This is a genomic window from Mizugakiibacter sediminis, assembly GCF_000953855.2.
Classification (GTDB): Bacteria; Pseudomonadota; Gammaproteobacteria; order Xanthomonadales; family Rhodanobacteraceae; genus Mizugakiibacter; species Mizugakiibacter sediminis.
This window is the reverse complement of the sequence record NZ_DF970255.1, coordinates 17,175-41,776: the sequence shown is the minus strand read 5'-3', so window position 1 is coordinate 41,776 and position 24,602 is coordinate 17,175. Positions and strand designations below refer to the sequence as shown.

Annotated in this window: 14 protein-coding genes; 10 read left to right on the top strand and 4 right to left on the bottom strand. The window is 73.1% G+C overall.

Annotated elements, in window-relative coordinates:
- Nucleotides 1–85 precede the first annotated feature (85 nt).
- The 8 genes from MBSD_RS13690 to mgtA all read left to right on the top strand — a co-directional run bounded on the left by MBSD_RS13690 (nt 86) and on the right by mgtA (nt 11,231).
- Nucleotides 86–1,336, top strand: a complete 1,251-nt coding sequence (locus tag MBSD_RS13690; RefSeq protein WP_062537856.1) for a lipoprotein-releasing ABC transporter permease subunit — start codon at nt 86–88, stop codon at nt 1,334–1,336.
- Complete coding sequence (gene lolD, locus MBSD_RS13685) at nt 1,329–2,045, top strand: lipoprotein-releasing ABC transporter ATP-binding protein LolD (RefSeq protein ID WP_114693282.1); 717 nt, start codon at nt 1,329–1,331, stop codon at nt 2,043–2,045. The genes MBSD_RS13690 and lolD overlap by 8 nt, the downstream gene beginning before the upstream one ends.
- Nucleotides 2,046–2,052: 7 nt before the next feature.
- Nucleotides 2,053–4,386: a DNA internalization-related competence protein ComEC/Rec2 gene (locus MBSD_RS13680; protein WP_062537854.1), complete on the top strand. Its 2,334-nt coding sequence runs from the start codon at nt 2,053–2,055 to the stop codon at nt 4,384–4,386.
- Nucleotides 4,387–4,479: 93 nt separating this feature from the next.
- Nucleotides 4,480–5,130: a MotA/TolQ/ExbB proton channel family protein gene (locus MBSD_RS13675; protein WP_237071819.1), complete on the top strand. Its 651-nt coding sequence runs from the start codon at nt 4,480–4,482 to the stop codon at nt 5,128–5,130.
- A gap of 9 nt (nt 5,131–5,139) precedes the next feature.
- Complete coding sequence (locus MBSD_RS13670) at nt 5,140–5,571, top strand: ExbD/TolR family protein (RefSeq protein WP_062537853.1); 432 nt, start codon at nt 5,140–5,142, stop codon at nt 5,569–5,571.
- Nucleotides 5,568–7,331 (top strand): lipid A export permease/ATP-binding protein MsbA, encoded by a 1,764-nt coding sequence (msbA, locus tag MBSD_RS13665; RefSeq protein WP_062537852.1) that lies wholly within the window; start codon nt 5,568–5,570, stop codon nt 7,329–7,331. Before MBSD_RS13670 ends, msbA begins: the two co-directional genes overlap by 4 nt.
- Nucleotides 7,332–7,337: 6 nt before the next feature.
- On the top strand, nt 7,338–8,333 hold the full coding sequence (gene lpxK / locus MBSD_RS13660) for a tetraacyldisaccharide 4'-kinase (RefSeq protein WP_062537851.1): 996 nt from the start codon (nt 7,338–7,340) through the stop codon (nt 8,331–8,333).
- Nucleotides 8,334–8,570: 237 nt separating this feature from the next.
- Nucleotides 8,571–11,231 (top strand): magnesium-translocating P-type ATPase, encoded by a 2,661-nt coding sequence (mgtA, locus tag MBSD_RS13655; RefSeq protein WP_062537850.1) that lies wholly within the window; start codon nt 8,571–8,573, stop codon nt 11,229–11,231.
- 215 nt (nt 11,232–11,446) lie between these two features.
- Here mgtA and pbpC read toward each other — a convergent pair whose 3' ends face one another.
- Together pbpC and MBSD_RS13645 are read right to left on the bottom strand one after the other, a co-directional pair.
- Nucleotides 11,447–13,798, bottom strand: coding sequence for a penicillin-binding protein 1C (gene pbpC / locus MBSD_RS13650; RefSeq protein ID WP_114693281.1), 2,352 nt, complete (start codon nt 13,796–13,798; stop codon nt 11,447–11,449).
- A 46-nt stretch (nt 13,799–13,844) separates the two neighbouring features.
- Nucleotides 13,845–18,821: an alpha-2-macroglobulin family protein gene (locus tag MBSD_RS13645; protein ID WP_062537849.1), complete on the bottom strand. Its 4,977-nt coding sequence runs from the start codon at nt 18,819–18,821 to the stop codon at nt 13,845–13,847.
- A gap of 113 nt (nt 18,822–18,934) precedes the next feature.
- Here MBSD_RS13645 and MBSD_RS13640 point away from each other — a divergent pair, with 113 nt between their 5' ends.
- Complete coding sequence (locus MBSD_RS13640; RefSeq protein ID WP_062537848.1) at nt 18,935–20,356, top strand: cryptochrome/photolyase family protein; 1,422 nt, start codon at nt 18,935–18,937, stop codon at nt 20,354–20,356.
- Between the two features lie 6 nt (nt 20,357–20,362).
- Here MBSD_RS13640 and MBSD_RS13635 read toward each other — a convergent pair whose 3' ends face one another.
- Nucleotides 20,363–21,541, bottom strand: a complete 1,179-nt coding sequence (locus tag MBSD_RS13635; RefSeq protein WP_062537847.1) for a cation:proton antiporter — start codon at nt 21,539–21,541, stop codon at nt 20,363–20,365.
- A gap of 103 nt (nt 21,542–21,644) precedes the next feature.
- Between MBSD_RS13635 and MBSD_RS13630 the strand changes: the two genes are divergently transcribed.
- Nucleotides 21,645–23,216, top strand: a complete 1,572-nt coding sequence (locus MBSD_RS13630; protein WP_082306681.1) for a WS/DGAT/MGAT family O-acyltransferase — start codon at nt 21,645–21,647, stop codon at nt 23,214–23,216.
- Here MBSD_RS13630 and MBSD_RS13625 read toward each other — a convergent pair.
- Entirely contained in the window at nt 23,099–24,562 is a 1,464-nt protein-coding gene (locus tag MBSD_RS13625) for a DHA2 family efflux MFS transporter permease subunit (protein WP_062537846.1), read from the bottom strand. The two genes, MBSD_RS13630 and MBSD_RS13625, sit on opposite strands and share 118 nt — an antisense overlap.
- Nucleotides 24,563–24,602 lie beyond the last annotated feature (40 nt).

The following is a 24,602-nucleotide window of genomic DNA, read 5'->3' as shown; positions in this document are numbered from 1 at the left end:
CGGCACTCTGCGCGCGCACCGTGGTCCCAGAGCCGGCGCCGGTTCTGCCGAAGCGGCGCGCTCCGCCGCCGACCTCCCATCCGACATGTTCCGACCGCTCGAGCTCTTCATCGGCCTGCGCTACACGCGCGCCAAGCGCCGCAACCACTTCATCTCGTTCATCTCGCTGGTGTCGATGCTCGGCATCGCCGTCGGCGTGACCGCGCTGATCGCGGTGATCTCGGTGATGAACGGCTTCGACAAGGAGTTGCGCACGCGCATCCTCGGCATGGTCGCGCACGCCACCATCTCCGGCGTCGGCGAGGCGGTGCAGGACTGGCCGCACGCGATCGCCATCGCCAAGGCCAACCGGCACGTGCTCGGCGCCGCGCCCTACGTCGACGGCTTCGCGCTGCTGCAGGGCATGCGCCGCGACGGCGCCGGCGCGGCCGTCCGCGGCGTGCTGCCGGAGATGGAGCCCAACGTCTCCGACATCGACCGCAAGATGGTCGCGGGCCGCCTGTCCGACCTGAAGCCGGGCGGCTACGGCATCATCCTCGGGCGCGAGCTCGCGCTGCAGCTCGGCGTCGACGTCGGCGACAAGGTGATCGCGGTCGCCGCCAACCAGGTGCGCGCCACGCCGGTCGGCGCGGTGCCGCGGCTGCGCCGCTTCACCGTCGTCGGCATCTTCGAGGCCGGCATGGAGGAGTACGACTCGGGCCTCGCGGTGATGCACATGCAGGACGCCGAGCGGCTGTACGACATGAACGGCCCCACCGGCATCCGCCTGCGCCTCGACGACATGTTCCGCGCCTACGGCGTCGCCCGCGATCTCGCCGACCAGCTCGGCCAGCTCTACCGCGTGCAGGACTGGATGCAGGGCCACGCCAACTTCTTCCGCGCCGTGTCGATGGAGAAGAAGGTGATGTTCATCATCCTCTCGCTGATCGTCGCCGTGGCCGCGTTCAACCTGGTCTCGACGCTGGTGATGCTGGTCACCGACAAGCAGGCCGACATCGCCATCCTGCGCACGCTCGGCGCCACGCCGCGCAGCATCATGGGCGTGTTCATGGTGCAGGGCCTGCTGGTCGGGCTGATCGGCATCGCGCTGGGCGTGCTGTTCGGCGTGCTGCTGGCGCTGAACCTCGAGGCGATCGTGAAATGGATCGAGCACACCTTCGGCGTGGTGTTCCTCTCGCCGGACGTCTACTACATCAGCGAGCTGCCCAGCGACCTGCACTGGCGCGACGTCGGCTGGATCGCCTCGCTGTCGTTCCTGTTCTCGCTGCTGGCGACGATCTATCCGGCGCGCCGCGCCGCCCGCACCGAGCCGGCGCAGGCGCTGCGCTATGAGTGAGACGCGCATGGGCGAGAGCAACGACATCGTGCTGCGCGCCGAGCGCGTGGCCAAGACCTACCAGGAAGGCAAGCTGCGCACCGAGGTGCTGGGCGACGTCAGCTTCAGCCTGCGCCGCGGCGAGACGCTGGCGATCATCGGCGCCTCGGGCGCCGGCAAGAGCACGCTGCTGCACATCCTCGGCGGCCTCGACACGCTGAGCGCGGGCGAGGTGGAAGTCGAAGGGCGCACGCTGTCGAGGCTGTCCGACGCCGAGCGCGGCCGTGTGCGCAACCGCTCGCTGGGCTTCATCTACCAGTTCCACCACCTGCTGCCGGAATTCACCGCGCTGGAGAACGTGGCGATGCCGCTGCTGATCCGCGGCACGCCGATCGCCGAGGCGAAGCAGCGCGCGCAGGAACTGCTGGAGCGCGTCGGGCTCGGCGCGCGCCTCGAGCACAAGCCGGGCGAGCTGTCCGGCGGCGAACGCCAGCGCTGCGCGGTGGCGCGCGCGCTGGTGACGCGGCCGGCCTGCATCCTCGGCGACGAGCCGACCGGCAACCTCGACGAGAAGAACGCGGCGCAGGTCTACACGCTGATGCTGGAACTGAACCGCGAGATCGGCACCAGTTTCGTGCTGGTCACCCACGACCCGCGGTTGGCCGCGCGCATGGACCGCGTGCTGGAACTGTCCGGCGGCCGCCTGCACGAGCGGCCGAAGACCACCTAGCGCCGCCATGACCGCGCCGGGGCAGGGACGCCCGTCGTCGCACGCGCCGCCCGGCGGGCTGGCGGCCGGCGTCGCGCTGCTGGCCGGCGTGCTGGCGGTGCAGGCGCTGCCCGCGCTGCCGCCGCGCGCGGTCGATGTCATCGCGATCCTGCTCGCCCCGCTGCTGGCGTGGCGGCGGCCGCGCCTGTTGTGGCCGGCGATCGTCGTGGCCGGCTTCGGCTGGGCCGCGCTGCGCGCCGATCTGGCCCTGGACGCGCGCCTGCCGCGCGCGCTGGAGGGCCGCGACGTGGACGTGATCGGCGCGATCGACGACCTGCCGCGCGCCGGCGCGCACGAAACGCGTTTCGAACTGCGCGTGACATCCGCCGCGCTGGACGGGGCGCCGCTGCCGCTGCGCGGCCTGGTGCGCCTGGCCTGGTACGGCGGCGCGCCGGCGCTGGCGCCGTGCGAGCGCTGGGCGTTGCGCGTGCGCCTGAAGCGGCCGCGCGGACTGATCGACCCCGGCGGCTTCGACGGCGAGCGGCACGCGCTGGAGCGCGGCATCGTCGCCGTCGGCTACGTGCGCGACGACGGCGCGCACCGGCGGCTCGGCGAAAGTCCCTGCGTCGATCGTCTGCGCGCGCGGCTCGCCGCGGCGATCGCCGCTGCGCTGCCGGAGGATGCGCCGACCGCGCGCCTCCTGCAGGCGCTGGCGGTCGGCGACCAGCGCGGCCTCGACGACGCCGACTGGAGCGTGCTGCGCGCCACCGGCACCGGCCACCTGATCGCGATCTCCGGGCTGCACGTCGGCCTGGCCGGCGTGCTGGCGGCGTGGCTGGTGCGCGGCCTGTGGCGGCTGTGGCCGGCGCTGGGCGAACGCCTGCCGCGGCCGCGGGCGGAGGCGCCGGCGGCGCTGCTGGCGGCGTGCGCCTACGGCGCGCTGGCGGGGCTGGGCCTGCCGACCCTGCGCACGCTGCTGATGATCGGCGTGGTGGCGCTGGCGCGGCTGTCGCGGCGCGCGCCGGGAGCCGCGCACACGCTCGGTCTGGCGCTGGCGGCGATCCTGCTGGCCGACCCGCTGGCCGTGCTGTCGGCCGGTTTCTGGCTGTCGTTCGTCGGCGTGGCCTTCCTGGTGCTGGTGATCGGGCGCGCGCCGCGCGGCTGGCGCGGGCTGGTGCACGAGTTGGGCGCGGCGCAAGGCGTGATGGCGGTGGCGCTGCTGCCGCTCGGCGTGTGGTTCTTCGGGCAGAGTTCGCTGGTCGGACCGCTGGCCAACCTGGTCGCGATGCCGTTCGTCAGCTTCGTGATCGTGCCGCTGACGCTGCTGGCGACCGCGCTGCTGCTGCCGCTGCCCGCGCTGGGCGTGCCGCTGCTGCATCTGGCCGCCGCGCTGCTGCGCGCGCAGTGGTGGCTGCTGGAACGCATGGCGGCCTGGCCCTGCGCGCACGGGTATTTTCCCGAACCCGGCCTGGCCGCGTTCGCGCTGGCCTCGCTGGGGGCGCTGTGGCTGCTGCTGCCGCGCGGCATGCCGGCGCGCGCGCTGGGCGCATTGCTGTTCCTGCCGCTGCTGTGGCCGCGCGCGGCGCTGCCGCCGCCGGGCGGCTTCGAGGCCGTGGTGCTGGACGTGGGGCAGGGCCTGTCCGTGCTGGTGCGCACGCGCGGGCACGCGCTGCTGTTCGATGCCGGCGCGCGTTATGCGTCCGGCTTCGACCTCGGCGCCGCGGTGGCGGTGCCGGCGTTGCACGCGCTCGGCGTGCGCGGCCTCGACGCGCTGGTGGTCAGCCACGGCGACAACGATCACGCCGGCGGCGCGCCGGCCGTGGCCGCGGCCTTCCCGCAGGCGCGGCTGCTGGGCGGCGAGCCCGCGCGCGGCGTCCTGCCGCTGGCGCCGTGCCGCGCCGGCCAGGCCTGGACCTGGGACGGCGTGCGCTTCCGCATGCTGTATCCGCGGGAGCCGGGGACGAGGACGGGCAACGACGGCGCCTGCGTGCTGCTCGTCGAGGGCGGCGGCGGCCGCTTGCTGCTGCCGAGCGACGTCGACGCCAGCGTCGAGCCCGGCATCGCCGCCGCCGTCGGCGACGGTCCGCCGCTGGTGCTGGTGGTGCCGCATCACGGCAGCCGCAGCTCCTCGTCGGCGCCGTTCCTGGCCGCGCTGCGCCCGGCGTGGGCGATCGTCTCCGCCGGCTGGCGCAACCGTTTCGGCCATCCGCACCCGGAAGTGTCGGCGCGCTACGCCGCCGCCGGCGTGCCGCTGCTGGACACCGCATGGGCCGGCGCCGTGCGCGTGCGCTTTCCCGCCGACGCGCCGCCGCGGCCGCCCGAGTCCTGGCGCGCGCAGAGCCGTCGCTACTGGCGCGAATAGGCCGGCGCGCACTGCCAACCGCGACACAGGCCGGCGCCGGTTCGCTGGTATGATGCGGCCTCGCATCCGATGTGGCGGTTGGCGGAGGGTTGCGTGCTCGAAATCCTGATGGCGGGCGGCTGGGCGATGCTGCCCATCCTGCTGTGTTCGGCGATCGCGCTGGCGATCATCCTCGAGCGGTTCTGGACGCTGCGCCGGCGCGCGGTGATGCCGCCGGGCCTGGGCGACCAGGTGCGCACCTGGGCGCGTTCGCGCAAGCTCGATCCGGAGCACCTGCAGGCGCTGCGCGACAACTCGCCGCTGGGCGAGCTGCTGGCCGGCGCGCTGGCGGTGCGCAACCGCTCGCGCGACATCGTCAAGGAACGCATCGAGGACACCGGCCGCCACGTCGTGCACCGCCTGGAGCGCTTCCTCAACACGCTCGGCACGATCGCGCTGATCTCGCCGCTGCTCGGCCTGCTGGGCACGGTGATCGGCCTGATCCGCATGTTCCTCGCGGTGATGGTCAACGGCGTCGGCGACCCGCTGAAGATGGCCGGCGGCATCGGCGAGGCGCTGGTGTGCACCGCCACCGGCCTGGTGGTGGCGATCCCGGCGTATGCGCTGCACCGCTACTTCCGTTCGCGCGTGGCCGGCTACGTGGTGGAGATGGAGCAGCAGGCGACGCTGCTGCTGGACGAGCTGACCGCGCCCGTCGAACCGGCCGTGGCGTCCGCGCCGGCGCCCGCGCGGGTGGCGCGCTGAGGGCGGGCCATGCGCATCGGCCAGGCGCGGCGCGAGGACGATTTCGAGATCAACGTGATCTCGCTGATCGACGTGCTCCTCACGCTGCTGATGTTCTTCGTGATGACCACCACTTTCGTGCAGCACGCGCGCATGAAGGTGACATTGCCCGAGGCCAGCGCGCAGCCGGCCCAGGACCAGCGCGACGCCCTGATCCTGATGGTCGACCGCGAAGGCCACTACTCGGTCGGCTCCGACGAGGTGCTGGGCACCGATGTCGACAGCCTCAAGCAGGCGATCGCGAGAGTGGCCGGCGACGACCACGATCGCCCGGTGCTGCTGCGCGCCGACGCGATGACGCCGCACCAGTCGGTGGTCACGGCGATGGACGCGCTGGCCCAGCTCGGCTTCACCCGCCTCAGCATCGCCACCACGCCGTCCGCGGAGCCGCGCGGCAAGTGAGCGCGGCGTTCGACAGCGGCGGCTCCGGCCTCGCCGCGTACCGGCGCCTGCTGGGGTACCTGCGGCCGTACAAGGCGATCGGCGCGCTGGCGATCCTCGGCATGGTGATCGACGCCGCCGGCCTCGCCCTGTTCGCGCGCATCTCCAAGTCGATGGTCGACGACCTGTTCGTGCGCCACGATCCGGTGGTCATCTTCTGGATGCCGATCGTCATCGTCTCGATCTTCCTGGTGCGCGCCTGCGGCAACTTCGTCACCGACTACGGCATGGCCTACGTCGGCCGCGGCCTGGTGCAGCGCATGCGCGAGCAGGTGTTCGACAAGTACCTGCGCATGCCGGCGGCGTTCTTCGACGGCGAATCCACCGGCCACCAGATCGCCCGCATCACCTACACCTCGGAGCAGGTGGCCTCGGCCTCGACCGACGCGCTGAAGAGCGCGATCACCGACAGCCTGTCGGTGGTGTTCTACGTCGGCGTGATGTTGTGGGCCAGCGCGCCGCTGACGCTGGCGCTGTTCGTGATGGTGCCGGCGGTGGCCGGCATTGTCTCCGCGGTGGGCCGGCGCTACCGGCGCATCGCGCAGAACATCCAGGGGCAGATGGGCTCGGTCACCGGCGTGGTCGAGGAGGTGGTCGGCGCGCACCGCGAGGTGAAGATCTACGGCGGCCAGCGCTACGAATCGCAGCGCTTCGCCAAGGTCAGCGACCGCGCGCGCCGCCTGAACCTGAAGGTGGCGGTGACCAACGGCGTGTCCACCTCGTCGGTGCAGCTGTTCGCGGCGATCGCGCTGGCGTTGATCATCTTCTTCGCCACGCGGCCGTCGATGCTGCCGTCGATCACGCCCGGCACGTTCACCTCGGTGCTGTTCGCGATGGGCGGCATCCTGCCGTGCCTGAAGCGGCTGACCACGGTGCAATCGAACATCCAGCGCGGCGTGGCCGCGGCGCAGGAGCTGTTCGGCGTGCTGGACGCGCCGCCCGAGCGCGACACCGGCAGCGTGCGGCTGGAGCGATGCCGCGGCGAGTTCGAGTTCCGCGACGTGCACCTGACCTACGCCGGCGCCAGCACGCCGGCGCTGCGCGGCGTCTCCCTGCATTGCCCGGCCGGCTCGGTGACGGCGCTGGTCGGCCGCTCCGGCAGCGGCAAGTCGACGCTGGCCAGCCTGATCCCGCGTTTCCACGAGCCGAGCGCCGGCGAGGTCCGCCTCGACGGCCGGCCGCTCGGCGAGTACACGCTGGAGAGCCTGCGCGCGCAGATCGCCTGGGTCGGCCAGAGCGTGGTGCTGTTCGACGACACCGTCGCGCGCAACATCGCCTACGGCGCGCTGGAAGGCGCCGACGAAGCCGACATCGTCGCCGCCGCCGAGGCGGCCAACGCGATGGAATTCATCCGCCGCCTGCCGGAAGGCATCCACAGCCGCGTCGGCGAGAACGGCGCGATGCTGTCGGGCGGCCAGCGCCAGCGCATCGCCATCGCCCGCGCGATCCTGAAGAACGCGCCCATCCTGGTGCTGGACGAGGCCACCTCCGCGCTCGACACCGAATCCGAGCGGCTGATCCAGGAAGCGCTGGCGCGGCTGATGCGCAACCGCACCACGCTGGTGATCGCGCACCGCCTGTCGACGGTCGAGCACGCCGACAACATCGTCGTGCTGGACCAGGGCCGCATCGTCGAACAGGGCAGCCACGCCGAGCTGCTGGCGCGCGGCGGACACTACGCCGCGCTGTACCGCATGCAGTTCCGCGAACAGGCGGGCTGAGCGGCGATGGCCTGGCTGGACCGCCTGCAGCAGCGCTGGTACGCCGACCTGCCGCCGCCGCCGTGGACACGGCCGGTCGCCGCGCTGTACGGCGGCGCGACCGCGCTGCGCCGCGCGCTGTACCGGCGCGGCTGGCTGTCGGCGCAGCGCCTGCCGCTGCCGGTGGTGGTGGTCGGCAACCTCACCGCCGGCGGCACCGGCAAGACGCCGCTGACGATCGCGCTGGCGCAGGGGCTGCGCGCGCGCGGTTTCAGTCCGGGCGTGGTCAGCCGCGGCTACGGCGGCTCGCGCCGCGGCAACCGCCTGCTCGACGACGGCAGCGACCCGCGCGAGGAAGGCGACGAACCCTGCCTGATCCGCGCGCGCACCGGCGTGCCGGTCGCGGTCGGCAGGGACCGCCCGGCCGCGGCGCGACTGCTGCTGACCCAGGGCGTCGACGCGGTGATCGCCGACGACGGCCTGCAGCACTACCGGCTGGCGCGCGACGTGGAGATCTGCGTGATCGACGGCGACCGCCGCTTCGGCAACGGCCGCCTGCTGCCGGCCGGGCCGTTGCGCGAGCCGCCGGCGCGCCTGGCGACGGTCGATTTCCGCGTCTGCAACGGCGGCAGCGCGGCGCCGGGCGAGGTGGCGATGACGCTGGAGGCGCGTTACGTCGAACCGTTGGTCGGCGCGGAACGACCGCGGCCGCTGGCCGCGTTCGCCGGCCAGCGCGTGCACGCCGTCGCCGGCATCGGCAACCCCGGGCGCTTCTTCGCCGGCCTGCGCGCGGCCGGCATCGAGGTGATCGCGCATCCGTTCCCGGATCACCACGCCTTCGCGCCGGCCGATCTCGCCTTCGGCGATGCGCTGCCGGTGCTGATGACCGAGAAGGACGCGGTGAAGTGCCGGCCGTTCGCCGCGCCGCGCTGGTGGAGCCTGCCGGTCGACGCGAAGCTTGCGCCGGGCTTTCTCGACGCCGTCGCTGAACGCCTGCGCGAAGCATCGCGCCGACGGCGTTGACCGCCTGCGCCACCGCGTTTAACCTTGCGCATCCTTCCCGCAAGAGGTCCGTCTGCGTGGACAGTTGCAGTTGCCCTAGACCTGCATACCTGAAGTCCCCCTCGCGCGGCTGACCCGCTTACGCCGGTCCACCCCGAGGGGTGTCGAACCGGCGGAGCGCTCCATCGAAGTACACCGGCGGCTCCGTCTTTTCCGCGCGCGCGCGGCGTGCGCGGATGATCTCGTTTGGAGTCCGCGATGCTCAAACTGGTTTCGCTGATGGCCCTGATTCCCGAGCGCGCCCACGGGCGCGGCCGCGCCGCGCCGAGCGTCGCGCCGGAACAGCAGCGCCGCTTCCTCGAGATCGCGCGCCTCGGCGCGGACGAGGCGCTGGCCCGGCTGGACAGCCGCACCGCCGGCCTCGACGCCGCCGAGGCCGAGGCACGGCTCGAACGGTACGGCCCCAACGTCGTCGGCAACGACCGCAAGGATTCCATCCTGCGCGAACTGTTCGTGCGCGCGGCCACGCCGCTGAACGTGCTGCTGCTGACGCTGGCGGTGGTCACCTTCTTCGTCGACGACAAGGTGGCCGCCGGCATCATGGCCGGCATGGTGGCGATGTCGGTGGTGCTGTCCTACGTGCAGGAGCGCCGCTCCGACAAGGCCGTCGAGGCGCTGCGCGAGATGGTCAGCAACACCGCCACCGTGCGCCGGCAGGGCGAGGGCGATACCGCCGGCCGCGTCGAACTGCCGATCGAGGATCTGGTGCCGGGCGACGTGATCCTGCTCGCCGCCGGCGACATGCTGCCGGCGGACGTGCGCCTGCTCGCCGCCAAGGACCTGTTCGTCAACCAGTCCAGCCTGACCGGCGAGTCGATGCCGGTGGAGAAGTTCGCCGCGGCCGACGCCGACGCCGGCGCGCCGTTGGAGGCGCGCAACCTCTGCTTCATGGGCTCGAACGTGGTCAGCGGCAGCGCGCTGGCGGTGGTGGTCGCCACCGGTCGCGACACCTGCTTCGGCGCGCTCGCCGGCGCGCTGACCGCGCCGCGCCAGGCCACCAGCTTCGACATCGGCGTGCGCCGCTTCGCCATGCTGATGCTGCGCTTCATGGCGGTGATGGTGCCGCTGGTGTTCGTGCTCAACGGCTGGGCCAAGCACGACTGGCTGGAGGCGTTCCTGTTCGCGATCGCGGTGTCGGTCGGCCTGGCGCCGGAGATGCTGCCGATGATCGTGACCATCAACCTCGCCAAGGGCGCGATGGCGATGGCGCGCAAGGAGGTGATCGTCAAGCGCCTGCCGGCGATCCAGGACTTCGGCGCGATCGACGTGCTGTGCACCGACAAGACCGGCACGCTGACGCAGGACAAGGTGATCCTGGAGCGACACGTCGGCGCCGACGGCGAGGAAGACGAGCGCGTGCTGCAGCTCGCCTACCTCAACAGCCACTACCAGACCGGCCTGCGCAACCTGCTGGACGTCGCCGTGCTGGAGCGCGTCGAGGCGGAGGACGCGGCGCGCATGATCGCCGACTTCGCGCTGGTCGACGAGGTGCCGTTCGACTTCGAGCGCCGGCGCATGTCGGTGGTGGTGCGCGACCACGATGGCCGCCACCTGCTGGTCAGCAAGGGCGCGGTGGCGGAGATGCTCGGCATCTCGGTCAACGTCGACGTCGGCGGCAAGGTGCAGCCGCTGACGCGAGAGCGCCTGGACGAAGTGCGCCGCGTCGCCCGCGAGCTGAACGAGGACGGCTTCCGCGTGATCGCCGTCGGCATCCGCGAGCTCAGCCCGACGCGCGAGGCCTACGGCCGCGACGACGAGCGCGACCTGACCCTGGTCGGCTTCATGGCCTTCCTCGATCCGCCCAAGGACAGCGCCGCCGATGCGATCCAGGCGCTGCAGGCGCACGGCATCGCGGTGAAGATCCTCACCGGCGACAACGACATCGTCGCGCGCAACGTCTGCCGTCAGGTGGGCCTCGACGTCGCCCGCGTCGTCACCGGCCCGCAGATCGACCGCATGGACGATGGCGAGATGGCGGCGGCGGCGCGCGAGGCGCAGCTGTTCGCCCGCCTCAATCCGCAGCAGAAGGTGCGCGTGATCGACGCGCTGCGCGCGCAGGGCCACGTGGTCGGCTTCATGGGCGACGGCATCAACGACGGGCCGGCGCTGCGCGCGGCCGACGTCGGAATCTCCGTCGACACCGCGGTCGACATCGCCAAGGCCTCCGCCGACATCATCCTGCTGGAGAAGAGCCTGATCGTGCTGGAGGAGGGCGTGCAGGAGGGCCGCAAGGTCTTCGGCAACATCATCAAGTACATCAAGATGACCGCCAGCTCCAACTTCGGCAACATGCTGAGCGTGCTGGGCGCCAGCGCGCTGCTGCCGTTCCTGCCGATGGCGCCGGTGCAGATCCTGCTGAACAACCTGATGTACGACTTCTCGCAGACCGCGGTCGCCACCGACGAAGTCGACGAGGAGTACGTCGCCCGGCCGCGCAGCTGGGACATGCGGGCGATCGCGCGCTTCGTGCTGTGCATCGGCCCGATCAGCTCGCTCTTCGACTACGCCACGTTCGGCCTGATGTGGTACGTGTTCCGGGTCAACGACGCCGCGCACGCCGCGCTGTTCCAGACCGGCTGGTTCGTCGAGTCGCTGTTGTCGCAGACCCTGATCGTGCACGTGATCCGCACCGGGCGCATTCCGTTCGTGCAGAGCATGGCCAGCCTGCCGCTGCGCGTGGCGACGGCGACGATCTGCCTGGTCGGCATGATGCTGCCGTTCTCGGCGGCGGCGTCCTGGTTCGGCTTCGTGCCGCTGCCCGGCGGTTTCTGGCCGTACCTCGCCGCGATCGTGCTCGCCTACATGGCACTGACGCAGGTGGCGAAAGGCTGGCTGATCCGCCGCTTCGGCCTCGCCTGAACGGTCCGCGTCGCGCGGCACGCGCATGTGTGTCCGCGGCGCCTGCGCGCAGGCGCGCGCGCCTCCGTTTGGCCGCGGCAAGACCGCCGTCTTGCGGACGGCTCCTCTGGTACCGGCCGGCACGAACGGGCGTGGAAGGTTCGACGCACAAAAATCTCGATAAGCCCCTCGATCACTGTGCCCGGCGCATTGTTCCCTGCTCCCGCGTACCACCCTCACCGCAACACCTCGAACCGCACCTGCGCATAAGCGCCGCGCCGGGACAGCGCGGTTAGGGTCTGCTCGCCCGGCTCGGCCAGCGCGAGGGTGATCGGCGCGGCGCCTTCGCTGCGGCCGGCCAGCCGGCCGTTCAGCAGCCACAGCACTTCGCCCTGCGCGCCCAGCGCGCGCAAGGCGATCTGTGCGGGACGGTCGGCACCGGGCGCGCGCGCCAGCGTGGCGCCGGGTTGCACGCCGTCGATGTGCAGCGGCGCGGCCTCGTCCAGCGCGTCGGCGGGACAGCCGGGCGCCAGCGGCGGCAGCGCGCTGCGGCGCCGTTCGGCCACGCCCAGCCACGGCGTCGCCAGCGCCGGCCAGCGCGCGATGGCCGTTACGCGTTCGTGCGGCGCGCGGCAGCCGGCGCTGAGGCGCCGCCCGGCGACATCGACGCGCAGCGCCAGCGCGCCGGCGTTCCAGTTGCCGCCGTCGCGCTCGGCGAACGTCGGCGGCACCACGCCGTTCAGCGTCCAGGCGCGGCGATGCCGCCGGCAGAGTTGCGGCTGCGCGGGATCGAAGGCGAGGCCGAGCGGCCAGCACACGTCGACCATGCGCACCGTCGCCGGCGGCGGCTCCGGCAACAGCCGCCGCGGCGGCTGCGGCAGCATGTCGACCACCTGGAACAGCAGCGGCAGCGCGGTGACGGCGCCGTACTGGCCCGGCATCGGCGTGCCGTCGGGCCGGCCGATCCACACGCCCACCGTCCAGCGGTGCGTCGCGCCGATCGCCCATGCGTCGCGATAGCCGTAGCTGGTGCCGGTCTTCCAGGCGACGCGCGTGCGCGCGGACAGGTCGAATTCGCCCGGCGAGTAGCCGGGCCGCGGATTCGCTTCGAGGATCGCGCGGACGATCCACGCCGCGCCCGGCGACAGCAGGCGCCGGCGCCGGCGCGGCGCATCGGCGGTGTAGCGCGGCGTGCCGGCGACGCCGTCTTCCGCCAGCGCAGTGTAGGCGCCGACCAGTTCCTCCAGCGTCGCGCCGGCGCCGCCGAGGACGATCGACAGGTTCGGCCCGTCGCCGTCGGGAAGCCGCAGCCGCAGGCCGGCGTTGGCCAGGCGCGCGACGAAGCGCGACGGGCCGACGCGGTCGAGCAGGTCCACCGCCGGCACGTTCAGCGAGCGCTGCAGCGCCTCGGCCGCGCTGACCGGCCCGGCATAGGCCTCGTCGAAATTGCCGGGCCGGTAGCCGCCGAAGTCCTGCGGCGCGTCGACCAGCAGGCTCTCGGAGTGGATCAGGCCGTCGTCCAGCGCCAGCCCGTACAGGAACGGCTTCAGCGTCGAGCCGGGCGAGCGCGGCGCGTCGACCATGTCGACGTGGCCGAGGCGCGCCTCGTCGCCGAACGCGCCGGAGCCGACGTAGACGCGCGCCTCCAGCGTGGCGTTGTCGACCACCAGCAGCGCCGCCGAGGTGTGTTCGGGCAGGCGCGCCAGGTAGTCGCCGACGCGCGCCTCGACGGCGCGCTGCAGTTCCGCGTCCAGCGTGGTGACGATGCGCCGCGCCTGCGGCCGCGCCGCGTGCAGGCGCTGCGCCAGCAGCGCCGCCGACAGCGGCGGCCGCAGCGAGCGCGCCAGCACCGGTTCCTGGCGCGCCGAGGCGACCTGCTCCGGCGTCCACACGCCCAGCGTGCGCATGCGCGCCAGCACCTTGTCGCGCGCGGCGCGCGCGGCCTGCGGGTGGCGGTCGGGCCTGAGCTCGCTGGGCGCCTGCGGCAGCACCGCCAGCAGCGCCGCTTCCGCACGCGACAGCCGCCGCGCCGGCTTGCCGAGATAGGCCCAGGACGCCGCCTCGACGCCCTCGAGCGTGCCGCCGAACGGCGCATGGTCGAGATACAGCGTGAGGATCTGCCGTTTCGACAGGTGCGCTTCCAATTGCAGCGCGCGCAGCATCTGCCGCAGCTTGCCGAGCGGCGTGCGCGGCACCGGGTCGAGGATGCGCGCCACCTGCATGCTGAGCGTGGAGCCGCCGGAGACGATGCGGCCGTGGCGCAGCCACTGCCAGGCCGCGCGGGCCAGCGCCACCGGGTTGACGCCCGGATGCTTCCAGAACCAGCGGTCCTCGTAGCCGAGCAGCGCCTGCAGGTACAGCGGCGACACCTGCTCGGGAGCGCTCGGATAGCGCCACACGCCGTCGGCGTCGGCGAAGGCGCGCAGCGGCGTGCCGTCGCGCGCCAGCACCAGCGTGGCGCCGCGCTGCGGATCGGGCAGCGGCAGCGGAAACCGGCGGTCGAGGATCAGCGCGGCGAGGACGGGCAGGGCGAGCAGCGCCAACGTGCGCGCCAGCCCGCGCCGCAGGCGCTGCCGGCGCCCCGCCACGGCGGGAGCCGGCTGCGAATCGGCGCGTGGCCGCAGGGCCGTCACCTCAGGGCTCCACCACCTTCAGCGTGGCGCGCTCCGCCTTGCCGATGCCGCGCAGTTCCGGCCGGTACATGTCCTCGACCTGCGGCGGCGGCACGGCGTAGCTGCCCGGGGTCACCGCGCGCACCAGATAGAACAGGTGCGCCCGCTGTCCGCGCGACAGGCGCAGCGCGGCGGCGTAGCGGTCGTCGCGGAACTCCTCGTGCACGAGGTCGGCGGCGGAGCCGCGCTCGCCGAGGTTGATGCCGTCGACGACGACCTTCTGCCACTGCGAGGCGTCGGTGAGGTTGAGGTTCTCCAGTTCCAGGCCGCCCGGCAGCAGTTCGGTGACCAGCGCGTCCGGCATGTCCTCGCGCGCCTCGATGGCGAGGCCGACGATCAGCGTGTCGCCTTCCTTCAGCGCGTCGCCGTTCCAGGGTTTGCCGTCGGTGGTGTACCAGCGGCGACGCACGTCGATCCTGCCGCCGTCGGCCGGCGGCGCCTGCTGCGGCACGCCGGCGACGTCGAAGGTGGCGAACAGCGGCGCCGCCGCCGGTTCGAAGCGCACGCCGCGGGTGAGTTCGGCGCCGTCGAAGTCGCGGCTCCACATCGTCGCCGCGTCGACGCGCCCGGCCTTGCCGGCCACGACCAGCGAGCCTTGCACCGGCGCGTGCGCATCGCCGACCAGCGTGCGCACCAGCCGCACCAGCGCCACCTGCTCCTGCGTGCTGAGGTGCGACCAGCCGCCCCACCACGGATGGCGCGCGCTCATCACCGCATCCTGGTGCTTGCGCTCGGCGACGGCGCGCGCCAGCGCCAGCACGCGCGCGTCGTATTGCGGCTTGGCCAGGCCGTAGCGGCGCGCCAGCGCCACCATCAGCGCGGTGTCGCGCAGCTCCGAGCCGTAGTCGCCGAGGTACCACGGACGCTCGCCCTGCATGGCGAACGCTTCGGCGACGGCCTTCTCCGCGCGCGGCCCGTCGCCCATCAGCTTCAGCGCGATGCCGAGGTGCAGCAGCGGCAGCGGCGTCAGCGCCTTGCCGCGGTCGTTGTCGTACAGCGCGCGCAGCGTGCCCAGCGGCGCGCGGTTGACGCGCGCCAGCACGTAGCCGGAATACGCCTCGTCGGCGAAGCGCAGGTGGTCGGCGTGCTCGTAGCCGTAGTAGGGATGGCCGCCGGCCAACAGGTCGTCGCCGAGGCGCTGCAGGGCCTTCTGCAACGTACCCTGCGGCACGGCGAAGCCGGCGTCGCGCGCATCCAGCAGGAACTCGACGACGTACGGGGTCAGGAACGGATTGACATCGCTGCCTCCGCCCCACGTCGAGAAGTGTCCGCCGGCGGTCTGCATGCCGGAGATGCGCGCGAACGCGCCGGCCATGCGCGCCTGCCGTTCGGCGTCGCCCAGCGGCGGCACGCCCAGCATGCGCGCCAGGCCGTCGTCCAGCAGCAATGCGGCGTAGGCCTTGCTGGTGGTCTGCTCGATGCAGCCGTAGGGATAGCGCAGCACGCCGGCCAGCGCGCTGGCGTAGGGCAGCGACGGCAATGCGCTCAGCGTCAGGCGCGCGCGCACGGTGGCGGGCATCAAGCCTTTGGCGGCCCCGGCGTCGAAGGCGAGCGGCCGCGGTTCGTCCAGCGCGTAGGCGGCGGTGGCGACCGTCTCCGGCCAGGCCGGGCGCACGATCAGTTCGAAGTGGCGGTCGACCGCGTAGTCGCCCAGTTCGGCGTGGATGTCGACGGCGCCGACGCCGCTGCCGGCCTTGGCGCGCAGCGCGAAGGTCAGGGTCTGCCTGGCGCCGTCGGCGAGCGCGACGCTGCGCGCGGCGCCGTCGATCGCCAGCGGGCCTTCGCTGCGCACGCGCACCTTGGCGGTGCCGTCCTTGCCGGACAGGTTGCGCAGGTCGAGCGTCATCGCGGCGCGGTCGCCCGGCGCCATCACGCGCGGCGTGCTCGGCTCCGCCACCAGCGGCGCGCGCACCACGGTCTGCGCCTCGGCGGCGCCGTAGGCGCGCTCGCCGTACACCAGCGCGGCCAGGCGCAGCGTGCCGTTGAAGTCGGGCACGTCCACGCGCACGGCGGCGTTGCCCTGCGCGTCCAGCGCGACCGGGCCGGCGAACAGGTCGACGATCCGCACGCGCGCATCGGGGCGGGTCGCGTGCGGCAACGCCGGCGGCGCCATGTCGCCACCGTAGCGCAGGCGCGCGGCGACGCCGTCGAAGCTCTCGATGATGCGCCCGTACAGGTCGAACGCGTCGACGCCCAGCGCGCGCTTGCCGAAGAACCAGGCGGCCGCGTCGGGCACCGCGTAGCGGGTGATGTCGAGCACGCCGAGGTCGACCGCCGACAGCGTGACGTAGGCCTTCCGGCCGGCCAGCGCCGGCGCCTTCACCTGCACCGCCAGGCTGCGGTCGGGACGCATCAGCTCGACCGCTTCCAGCTTGACGGCGACGCGGCGGTCGCCGCGGTCGATGTCGACGTGCGCGATGCCGAGCGCGCGCGCCGGGGTGATGCGCTCGGCGGCGGAACCGCCGCGGAACACCAGCGCGGTGACGTAGACGTCGTGGCGCTCCCAGTCCTTGCTCACCGGGATCTCGAAGGTGGCGCCGGCGCGCGCGTCGATGTCGCGCGCGTACAGCAGGCGGTCGGACTCGACCAGCAGCACGCCCGGGCCGGGATGCGGCGGCGTCACCGTCACCTTCAGCGTGTCGCCGGCGCGGTAGCGCGGCTTGTCCAGCTTCAGCTTGACCTTGTCCGGGCGCGCCTCCTTGCCGAGGTTGTCGCTGTCGTCCCAGCGCCAGCCGGCGAAGAACGGATAGCGCATGGTCAGGCCGGTGGCGGGATCGTCGATCTCCAGGCGGTAGTTGCCCCACTCGACGGCGAAGTCGATGCGGGCGTTGCTGCCGGCGGCGACGTCGAGGCTGCGCTCCTCCACGTTCTCGAAGCGCGCGGCGTAGTCGACGTGCCAGCCGCCGTCGCGGTCGTACAGCCAGTGGTAGTCGCGGCGTTCGCGGATCAGCCGTACCTTGAGGCCCTTGCCGGCGAGCAGCGTGCCGGCGGCGTCCGCGCGCACGATCTCGAAGCCGGCGCGGCTTTCGCTGTCGGCGCCGTCCTTGGGATCGAACAGCGGGCGCACGCCGACCAGCACATCGGCCGGCCACAGCACGCGCTTCAAGGTGCGCGTCACCGCGCGGCCGCCGCTCTCGTAGACGCTGCCGGAGACGAGCGCGGCCAGCGGCGCCACCGGCTTCGCTTCCGTCGGCAGGGCGATGTCCTGGCGCAGCGCGCCGTGTTCGTCCAGCTTCGCGTCGATCACGTCCTGCGCGTCCTTCGGCAGCTCCAGCGTGGGATCGCCGAAGGCGTAATCCTTCAACGCGTCGATCGGATGCTGCTCGGCGCCGACCAGCAGCTTGGCGGTGAAGCGGTTGCCGGCGGCGGGCGCGCCGTAGAGGTAGGCGGCGGCGACGGCGAGGTGCAGCGGCTTGCCGGGCTGCAGCCGCGGCTGCGCGCTGCCGAGGTCGAGCTTCAGGCGCTCGGGCAGGAACTCCTCGAGATGGAACGCGAACGACTGCACCGCCTCCTTGCCGGCGGGATCGGTGCGGAATTCCACCTGCCAACTGCCGGTGGGGGCGTCGGCCGGCATCGCCCGCGTCCACTCGAAGTAGCCGAGCTCGCGCGGTTGCAGCGCGGCCTCGGCGAAGGTGCGGCCGTCCGGCTGCTTCAGGCGCAGGAACAGCGGCTGCGGTTTCAGCGGGCGGCCGTCGAAATCGCGCAGCAGCGCGGAGACGCGCAGCGTCTCGCCGGGCCGGTAAAGATCGCGGCCGGACCAGGCGAACACCTCGAACGGCGCCTGCCTGCGGCCGGCCACGTCGAAGTTGGACACGTCCAGCGCCGGGCGGTTGAACGGCAGCATGGAGACGTCGCGGCCACTGCGCGCCACCAGCACCTGATCCGGCTTGGGCGTCCACGCCAGCAGTGCGTTGCCGTCGCGGTCGGTGCGCGCTTCGAGGATGCCGCGGCCGGCGCCGTCGAGCACGGTCAGCGCGATGTCGTGCCGCGGCTCGCCGCTCTTCAGCGAGGCGGCGTGCACGAAGGCGCTCTGCCGGTAGACGCGCGTGTGCAGGCCGATGTCGCTGACGAAGAAGTAGCAGGTCTCGTAGCTGTCGCGGAACGTGCCGGCGCGCTTCATCGCGGCGAAGTACAGGCCCGGCTGCGCGAGCTCGCGCACGTTCTGGATCGGCAGGTAGCTGATCGTGCGCTCGTTCGGCTTGCCTTGCAGCGCGAAGCGGTTGCTGTACACGGATTCGGCGATGCGCGTCAGCGGCTCGCCCTTGTGGCCCCACCAGGGGCCTTGCGGATCGAGGTCCCAGCCGCTGCGACGCGCGTTGCGCTGGTAGGCGGCGAAGAAGGCCGGCAGCGCGTCGTCGCGCACGCGCAGGAACTCGACGTCGACCTCGCCGACGTTGACCGAGATCACCGGCAGGCCGCGCGTGTCGCGCGCCGGCAGCACGTTGCCCTGCGAGGCGAACCCCGCGGCGGGCTCGATCGGGCCGGTGTAGACGTTCCGCTGCACGTCGCGGCCCAGGGTGGCGCCGTCGGCGGCCATCAGCGCGCCCTTGATGCGCACGCTGTAGGTGGCGTCGGCCTGCACGTAGGGGAAGCCGAGGATGCGCCCGTCCTCGTCCAGCACCCAGCTGCCGCCGACCGTCTCGCCCTTGGGGCCGTCGACCGCGATCAGCGAATCGAACGCCTGCGCGCCGGCCAGGCGCCGCGAGAATTCCAGCTGCAGGGTCGGCTGCGCGGCCTGCGCGTCGGAACGCGCGGAGAGCAGGGCGAAGGGCTGCGGTTTCGCCTGGGCGGCGATGCCGGGCGCGGTGGGCTTCCCCTGCAGGGGCGGCGTGGCCGCCGGCTTGCCGCCGCAGGCGGCGAGCGCGAGGGCGAACGCGGCCGGCGCTGCGAGCCGGAGGAAGGAGAGCGAATAGAGCGTGCGCGGCGGGTGGGGCAGCATGGCATCCTCTCCATGGTGTCGGCCGCGAGTATGGCGGGGCATCGTGGCGAAGCCGAGGCGCGCGCCCGGCGGCGCGATGACGGCGCGCGGCCTCGATGGGTTAACCTCCCCGGATGGGCACGGCCATCGTCTGGTTCCGCCGCGACCTGCGGCTGGAAGACCACCCCGCGCTGGACGCGGCCGCGGCGGCGCACGAGCGCGTGCTGCCGCTGTACGTGCACGCGCCGGAGGAGGAGGCGCCGTGGGCGCCGGGCGCGGCCAGCCGCTGGTGGCTGCACCGCAGCCTCGCTGCGCTGGACGGCGCGTTGCGCGAGCGCGGCGGCGCCTTGCACCTGCGGCGTGGGCCGTCGGTCCAGGCGCTGCTGGCGGTCGCGTCCGCGGCGAACGCCGAGGCCGTGTACTGGCATCGCCTGTACGAGCCGGCGGCGCGCGTCCGCGACGCCGAGGTCGAGGCGTCGCTGCGCGCGGTCGGCATCGTCACGCACGCCCACAACGGCGCGCTGCTGTTCGAGCCATGGGAGGTCGCCACCGGCAAGGGCGAACCGTACCGCGTGTTCACGCCGTTCTGGCGCGGCGCGCGGGTGCGCCTGCGGCCTGCCGCGCCATCGCCGGCGGCGCCGCCGCGGCGCTGGGCGACGCTCGCCGGCGGCCTGCCGTTGCATGCGTTCGGACTGCTGCCGCGGATTGCGTGGGACGACGGCCTGCGCGCGGCGTGGCGGCCGGGCGAGGCGGGCGCGCGCGAGGCGCTGCGCACGTTCTGCGAAGGGGCCTTGTCCGCCTACGCCGGGCAGCGCGACCGCCCCGACCGCCGCGGTACCTCGCGGCTGTCGCCGCACCTGCACTTCGGCGAACTCTCGCCGCGGCAGGTCGTGCGGGCGCTGGAGGACGGCGCGCGCCGCCATGGCCGCGCGCGCCTCGGCGAAGCCGTCGAGGCGTATCTGCGCGAGATCGGCTGGCGCGAGTTCGCGCACCACCTGCTGTACCACTTTCCGCAGACGCCCGAGGCCAATCTCGATGCGAGCTTCGACGCGTTCGCGTGGGCCGAGCCCGACGCCGAAACGCTGGCGCGCTGGCAGCGCGGCCGCACCGGCGTGCCGATCGTCGACGCCGGCATGCGCGAACTGTGGACGACCGGCTGGATGCACAACCGCGTGCGCATGATCGTGGCGAGCTTCCTCACCAAGAACCTGCGCCTGCACTGGCGGCACGGCGCGCGCTGGTTCTGGGACACGCTGGTCGACGCCGACCTCGCCAACAACACGCAAGGCTGGCAGTGGAGCGCCGGCACCGGCGCCGACGCCGCGCCGTATTTCCGCATCTTCAACCCGGTGGCGCAGGCGCGGAAGTTCGATCCGGAAGGCGCCTACGTGCGCCGCTGGATTCCCGAACTGGCGGAGGCGCCGCCCGAACTGCTGCACGAGCCGTGGCGCGATGCGGCGCTGCTGGCGCGCAGCGGCTATCCGCCGCCGATGGTCGACCTGAAGACCTCGCGCGTCGCGGCGCTGGCCGCGTGGCAGCGCATGCGCGGGCGCTGAACCGCGTCAGGACGGCGGGACGACGCGCGGCTCGGGGCTGCGCCGCAGCAGCCAGGCCAGCGCGGGCGGCGTGATCATCGACGTCAGCAGCGACATCGCCACGATCACCGCATAGACCTGGTTGGTGAACACGCCGGCGGCGAGGCCGAGGCTGGCGATCACCACGCCGACCTCGCCGCGCGGCACCATGCCCATGCCGACGATGGTGGCCGCGCGCGGCCCCAGGCCCAGCGCGCCGAGAAAGCCGCCAAGCAGCTTGGAGACGATGGCGATGCCGGTGACCACCGCCAGCATCAGCAGCGCCTCGCGGCTGCCGAGCAGGGCGAGGTCGACCTTGGTGCCGGTGATCACGAAGAAGAACGGCGTCATCAGCGCCAGCAGCGGCTGCGTCTGGTGCTCCAGCGTCTCGCGCTGGCGGCTCTCGGAGGCGATCATGCCGGCGAGGAAGGCGCCGATGATCGCGGCCAGGCCGAACTCGGTGGAGAGGAAGGCGAGGCCGAGGCAGAGCGCCAGCACCACTGTCAGCGGCGACAGCGGATGGATCGGCCGGTCCAGCCAGGCCGAGCCGCGCCGCATCATGCGCGTGCCCACCCAGCCGATCACCGCGACGAAGCCGACCGCCTCGCCCAGCACCACCAGCAGGTTGCCGAGCTGGAGTTCGCCGCCGCCCTGCAGCGACACCACCACGCCCAGCAGCAGCATGGCGAGGATGTCGTCGATCACCGCCGCGCCGAGGATCACGCGGCTCTCGGTGCGGCGCAGCGCGCCGAGCTCCTGCAGCACGCGCGCGGTGATGCCGGCCGAGGTGGCGACGAAGGCGGCGGCGACGAACATCGACTTGTCCCAGGCGAAGCCGGAGCCGTGCGCCCACAGCGTGCCGAGCGCGAACGGCACGGCCACGCCCAGCACGCCGACCAGGAAGGCGCTGCGGCCGACGCGCTTCAGGTCATCGAGGCGCGTCTCCAGGCCGACGGCGAACAGCAACAGCACCACGCCGATCTCGGACAGCACCTCCAGCGGCTCGTTCGGCGTCACCCAGCCCAGTGCGGACGGGCCGATCGCGCAGCCGGCGGCGATCTCGCCGACCACGCCGGGCAGGCGCAGGCGCTGGGCGATCTCGGCGCCGATCTGCGCGGCGACGAAGATCACGAACAGGCTCAGCAGGATCTCGCTGGCGTGGTGCATGGGCATGATTTCCTTGCGTGGCCGTTGCGTTTTCGGCTTCGAGTCCGGATGCTACACGAGCACGCGGGCCGCAGTCGGCCCGTCCGCATCGGCGGGGACGGCGATGTTCGAGGAGCTGCAGGGCGCGCGCGAGGCGATGGCCAAGGTCGACACGGCCTGGCTGCGCATGGAGACGCCGACCAACCTGATGATGATCTGCGGCGTGATGGTGTTCGCCGGCAGGCTGGACGTCGAACGCTTCAAACGCATGCTGGCCGAGCGCTTCCTCGCCTACCGCCGCTTCGCCCAGCGCGCGGTCGTCACCGCCACCGGCGCGTACTGGGAGAACGATCCCGACTTCGACCTCGACTGGCACGTGCGCGTCGCCGCGTTGCCGGGCGCGGCCGGCAAGGTCGAGCTCGAGCGCTTCGTCGGCGAGCTGGCCTCGACGCCGCTCGACCATTCCAAGCCGGCGTGGCAGTTCCACGTCGTCGAGAACTACCGCGAAGGCAGCGCGCTGGTGGCGCGGCTGCACCATTGCTACGCCGACGGCCTGGCGCTGGTGCAGGTGCTGCTGTCGCTGACCGACACCGCGCCCGAGGCCGAGCGCCGCGCCGAGCTGGCGCGCACCTGGCTGAAGCGCGAGCCGGGCAACGTGCTGCAGCGCCTGCTGGAACCGGCGCAGGCCGGGCTGCGGCGCGCGGTCGAGTTCGGCGGCCAGGCCTGGGACAAGCTGACCGAGATGCTGCTCGATCCCGCGCAGGCCGCCGGGCTGATCATGGAAGGCTCCGACATCGCCCGCGAGCTGGCCGTCGCGCTGGCGCTGCCGGACGATCCGCCGACCGCGCTGAAGGGTCCGCTCGGCGTGGTCAAGCGCGTGGCCTGGGCCGAGCCGCTGCCGCTGGAGGAGGTGAAGACGCTGGGGCGCGCGCTCGGCTGCACCGTCAACGACGTGCTGATGGCCTGCGCCGCCGGCGCGCTGCGCGCCTACCTGCACGACGTCGGCGATGCGGTCGACGGCCTCACCATCCGCGCCACCGTGCCGGTCAACCTGCGGCCGCTGGAGCACGCCAGGCAGCTCGGCAACCATTTCGGCCTGGTGTTCCTCGAGCTGCCGGTCGGCGAGCCGAATCCGCTGCGCCGGCTGGAGCGCGTCGCCGCCAGCATGCGCGAGATCAAGAACTCGCGGCAGGCGATCATGGCCTTCGGCGTGCTCGCCGCGCTGGGCATGGCGCCGGCCGCGCTGCAGCGCCCGGCGCTGGAGCTGTTCAGCCGCAAGGCCTCGGCGGTGGCGACCAACGTGCCGGGTCCGCAGCAGCCGCTGTTCCTCGCCGGCTGCGAGCTGCGCGAGCTGATGTTCTGGGTGCCGCAGACCGGCACCATCGGGCTCGGCCTGTCGATCCTGAGCTACAACGGCCGCGTGCACTTCGGCCTGATCGCCGACGCCAAGCGCATCGCCGATCCGCAGGCGATCGTGCAGCGCTTCGGCGCCGAGTTCGAAAAGCTGGTGATGATCGCGCTGATGGAGGAGTGGGGCGGCGCGATCACGTCCGCCGACGCCGCGGCGACGCTGGCGCGCTACGGCGTCGACGCCGAGGTGCTGGGCACGTCGCGCCGCAGCAGAAGGAAGACCGCGGCCGCCGCCAGGGTCAGCAGCGCCAGGGCCAGCACCGCACGGCGGAAGGCGAAGACGTAGTCGGCCGGCGCGTGGCCGTGCAGGAACGCGGCCATCAGCAGCGTCGCCAGCGCGATGCCGAAGCTCATCGCCAGGTACTGCACGGTCGAGCCCATCGACGAGGCCATGGCCGCGTGCTCGTGCGGCAGGTCGACGAAGGTCAGCGTGTTCATCGCCGTGTACTGCAGCGACATCACCAGCCCGTAGACGAACACCTGGGCGGCGATCAGCACCGCCGGCGTCTCCGCCGACGACAGCGCGAACAGCGCCAGCAGCAGCGCCACCACCACGGTGTTGGCGCCGAGCAGGCGGCGGTAGCCGTGGCGGCCCAGCAGGCGGTGGATCAGCGGCTTGACCAGCATCGCGCCCAGCGCCTGCGGCACCATCATCAGGCCGGCGGCGATCGGCGACCAGCCGCAGCCCATCTGCAGGAACAGCACCAGCAGCAGGAACATGCCGGACACGCCGAGCCGCGTGCACAGGCCGCCGGCCAGCGACACCGCCACGCTGCGCACGCGCAGCAGGCCGAGATCGATCACCGGCCGCGCGACGCGGCGGCTGTGGCGCACGTACAGCGCGCCCAGCAGCAGCGCGCCGGCGGCGCAGGCGAGCATGGGCGCGAGGCCCGCTTCGCGTACCGCGGCCAGCTCGGCCGCCGCCAGCAGCAGCGAGGAGGTCAGCGCGAACAGCGCGAAGCCGAGCGGATCGAACGGGCCGGCGTCGTCGCGGCGGAACTCGGGCATCTCGCGCCGGTTCAGCCACAACCCGAACAGGCCGGCCGGCACGTTGACCAGGAAGATCCAGCGCCAGCTCGCCAGCTGCGACAGCGCGCCGCCGAGGAACGGCCCCAGCACCGAGCCGAGCAGGCCGAAGGTGGCGACCGTGCTCATCGCCGCGACGAAATCGCGATGGCCGTAGCTGCGCACCAGCACGAAGCGGCCGACCGGCAGCAGCAGCGCGCCGCCGAGGCCCTGCGCCACGCGCGCGGCGACCAGCTGCGGCAGGCTTTGCGCCACGCCGCACAGCAGCGAGCCCGCGGTGAACACGGCGATCGCCGCGGCGAAGATGCGGCGCGTGCCGAAGCGGTCGGTCAGCCAGGGGCTGGCGGGGATGCACACGGCCAGCGTCAGCACGTAGCTGGTCAGCGCGGTCTTGATCGACAGCGGCGGCACCGCCAGCGCCGCGGCGATGCTGGGCACCGCGGTGTTGACGATGGTGGAGTCCAGCGTCTGCATGAAGAACGCCGCGGAGATCAGCCACAGCAGGCCGCGCATGCGCGCGGGCGCATCGCCGCCGCCGACGGCGGCAACGGCGGAAGCGGCGGTGGTGTCCGGCGGGGCTTCGGGGGCGTCGGCGCGCGGAGCCATGCGCCGCGTATTGTAGCCGCCGCCGTCGCCGCCGAACCGT

Bases quoted from the DNA above. Each gene is read 5' to 3' on its own strand.
- MBSD_RS13640 (WP_062537848.1), top strand. From the start codon at position 18,935: ATGGGCACGGCCATCGTCTGGTTCCGCCGCGACCTGCGGCTGGAAGAC.
- lpxK (WP_062537851.1), top strand. From the start codon at position 7,338: ATGGCCTGGCTGGACCGCCTGCAGCAGCGCTGGTACGCCGACCTGCCG.
- MBSD_RS13670 (WP_062537853.1), top strand. From the start codon at position 5,140: ATGCGCATCGGCCAGGCGCGGCGCGAGGACGATTTCGAGATCAACGTG.
- MBSD_RS13645 (WP_062537849.1), bottom strand. From the start codon at position 18,821: ATGCTGCCCCACCCGCCGCGCACGCTCTATTCGCTCTCCTTCCTCCGG.
- MBSD_RS13630 (WP_082306681.1), top strand. From the start codon at position 21,645: ATGTTCGAGGAGCTGCAGGGCGCGCGCGAGGCGATGGCCAAGGTCGAC.
- MBSD_RS13680 (WP_062537854.1), top strand. From the start codon at position 2,053: ATGACCGCGCCGGGGCAGGGACGCCCGTCGTCGCACGCGCCGCCCGGC.
- MBSD_RS13625 (WP_062537846.1), bottom strand. From the start codon at position 24,562: ATGGCTCCGCGCGCCGACGCCCCCGAAGCCCCGCCGGACACCACCGCC.
- mgtA (WP_062537850.1), top strand. From the start codon at position 8,571: ATGCTCAAACTGGTTTCGCTGATGGCCCTGATTCCCGAGCGCGCCCAC.
- MBSD_RS13635 (WP_062537847.1), bottom strand. From the start codon at position 21,541: ATGCACCACGCCAGCGAGATCCTGCTGAGCCTGTTCGTGATCTTCGTC.
- MBSD_RS13690 (WP_062537856.1), top strand. From the start codon at position 86: ATGTTCCGACCGCTCGAGCTCTTCATCGGCCTGCGCTACACGCGCGCC.
- lolD (WP_114693282.1), top strand. From the start codon at position 1,329: ATGAGTGAGACGCGCATGGGCGAGAGCAACGACATCGTGCTGCGCGCC.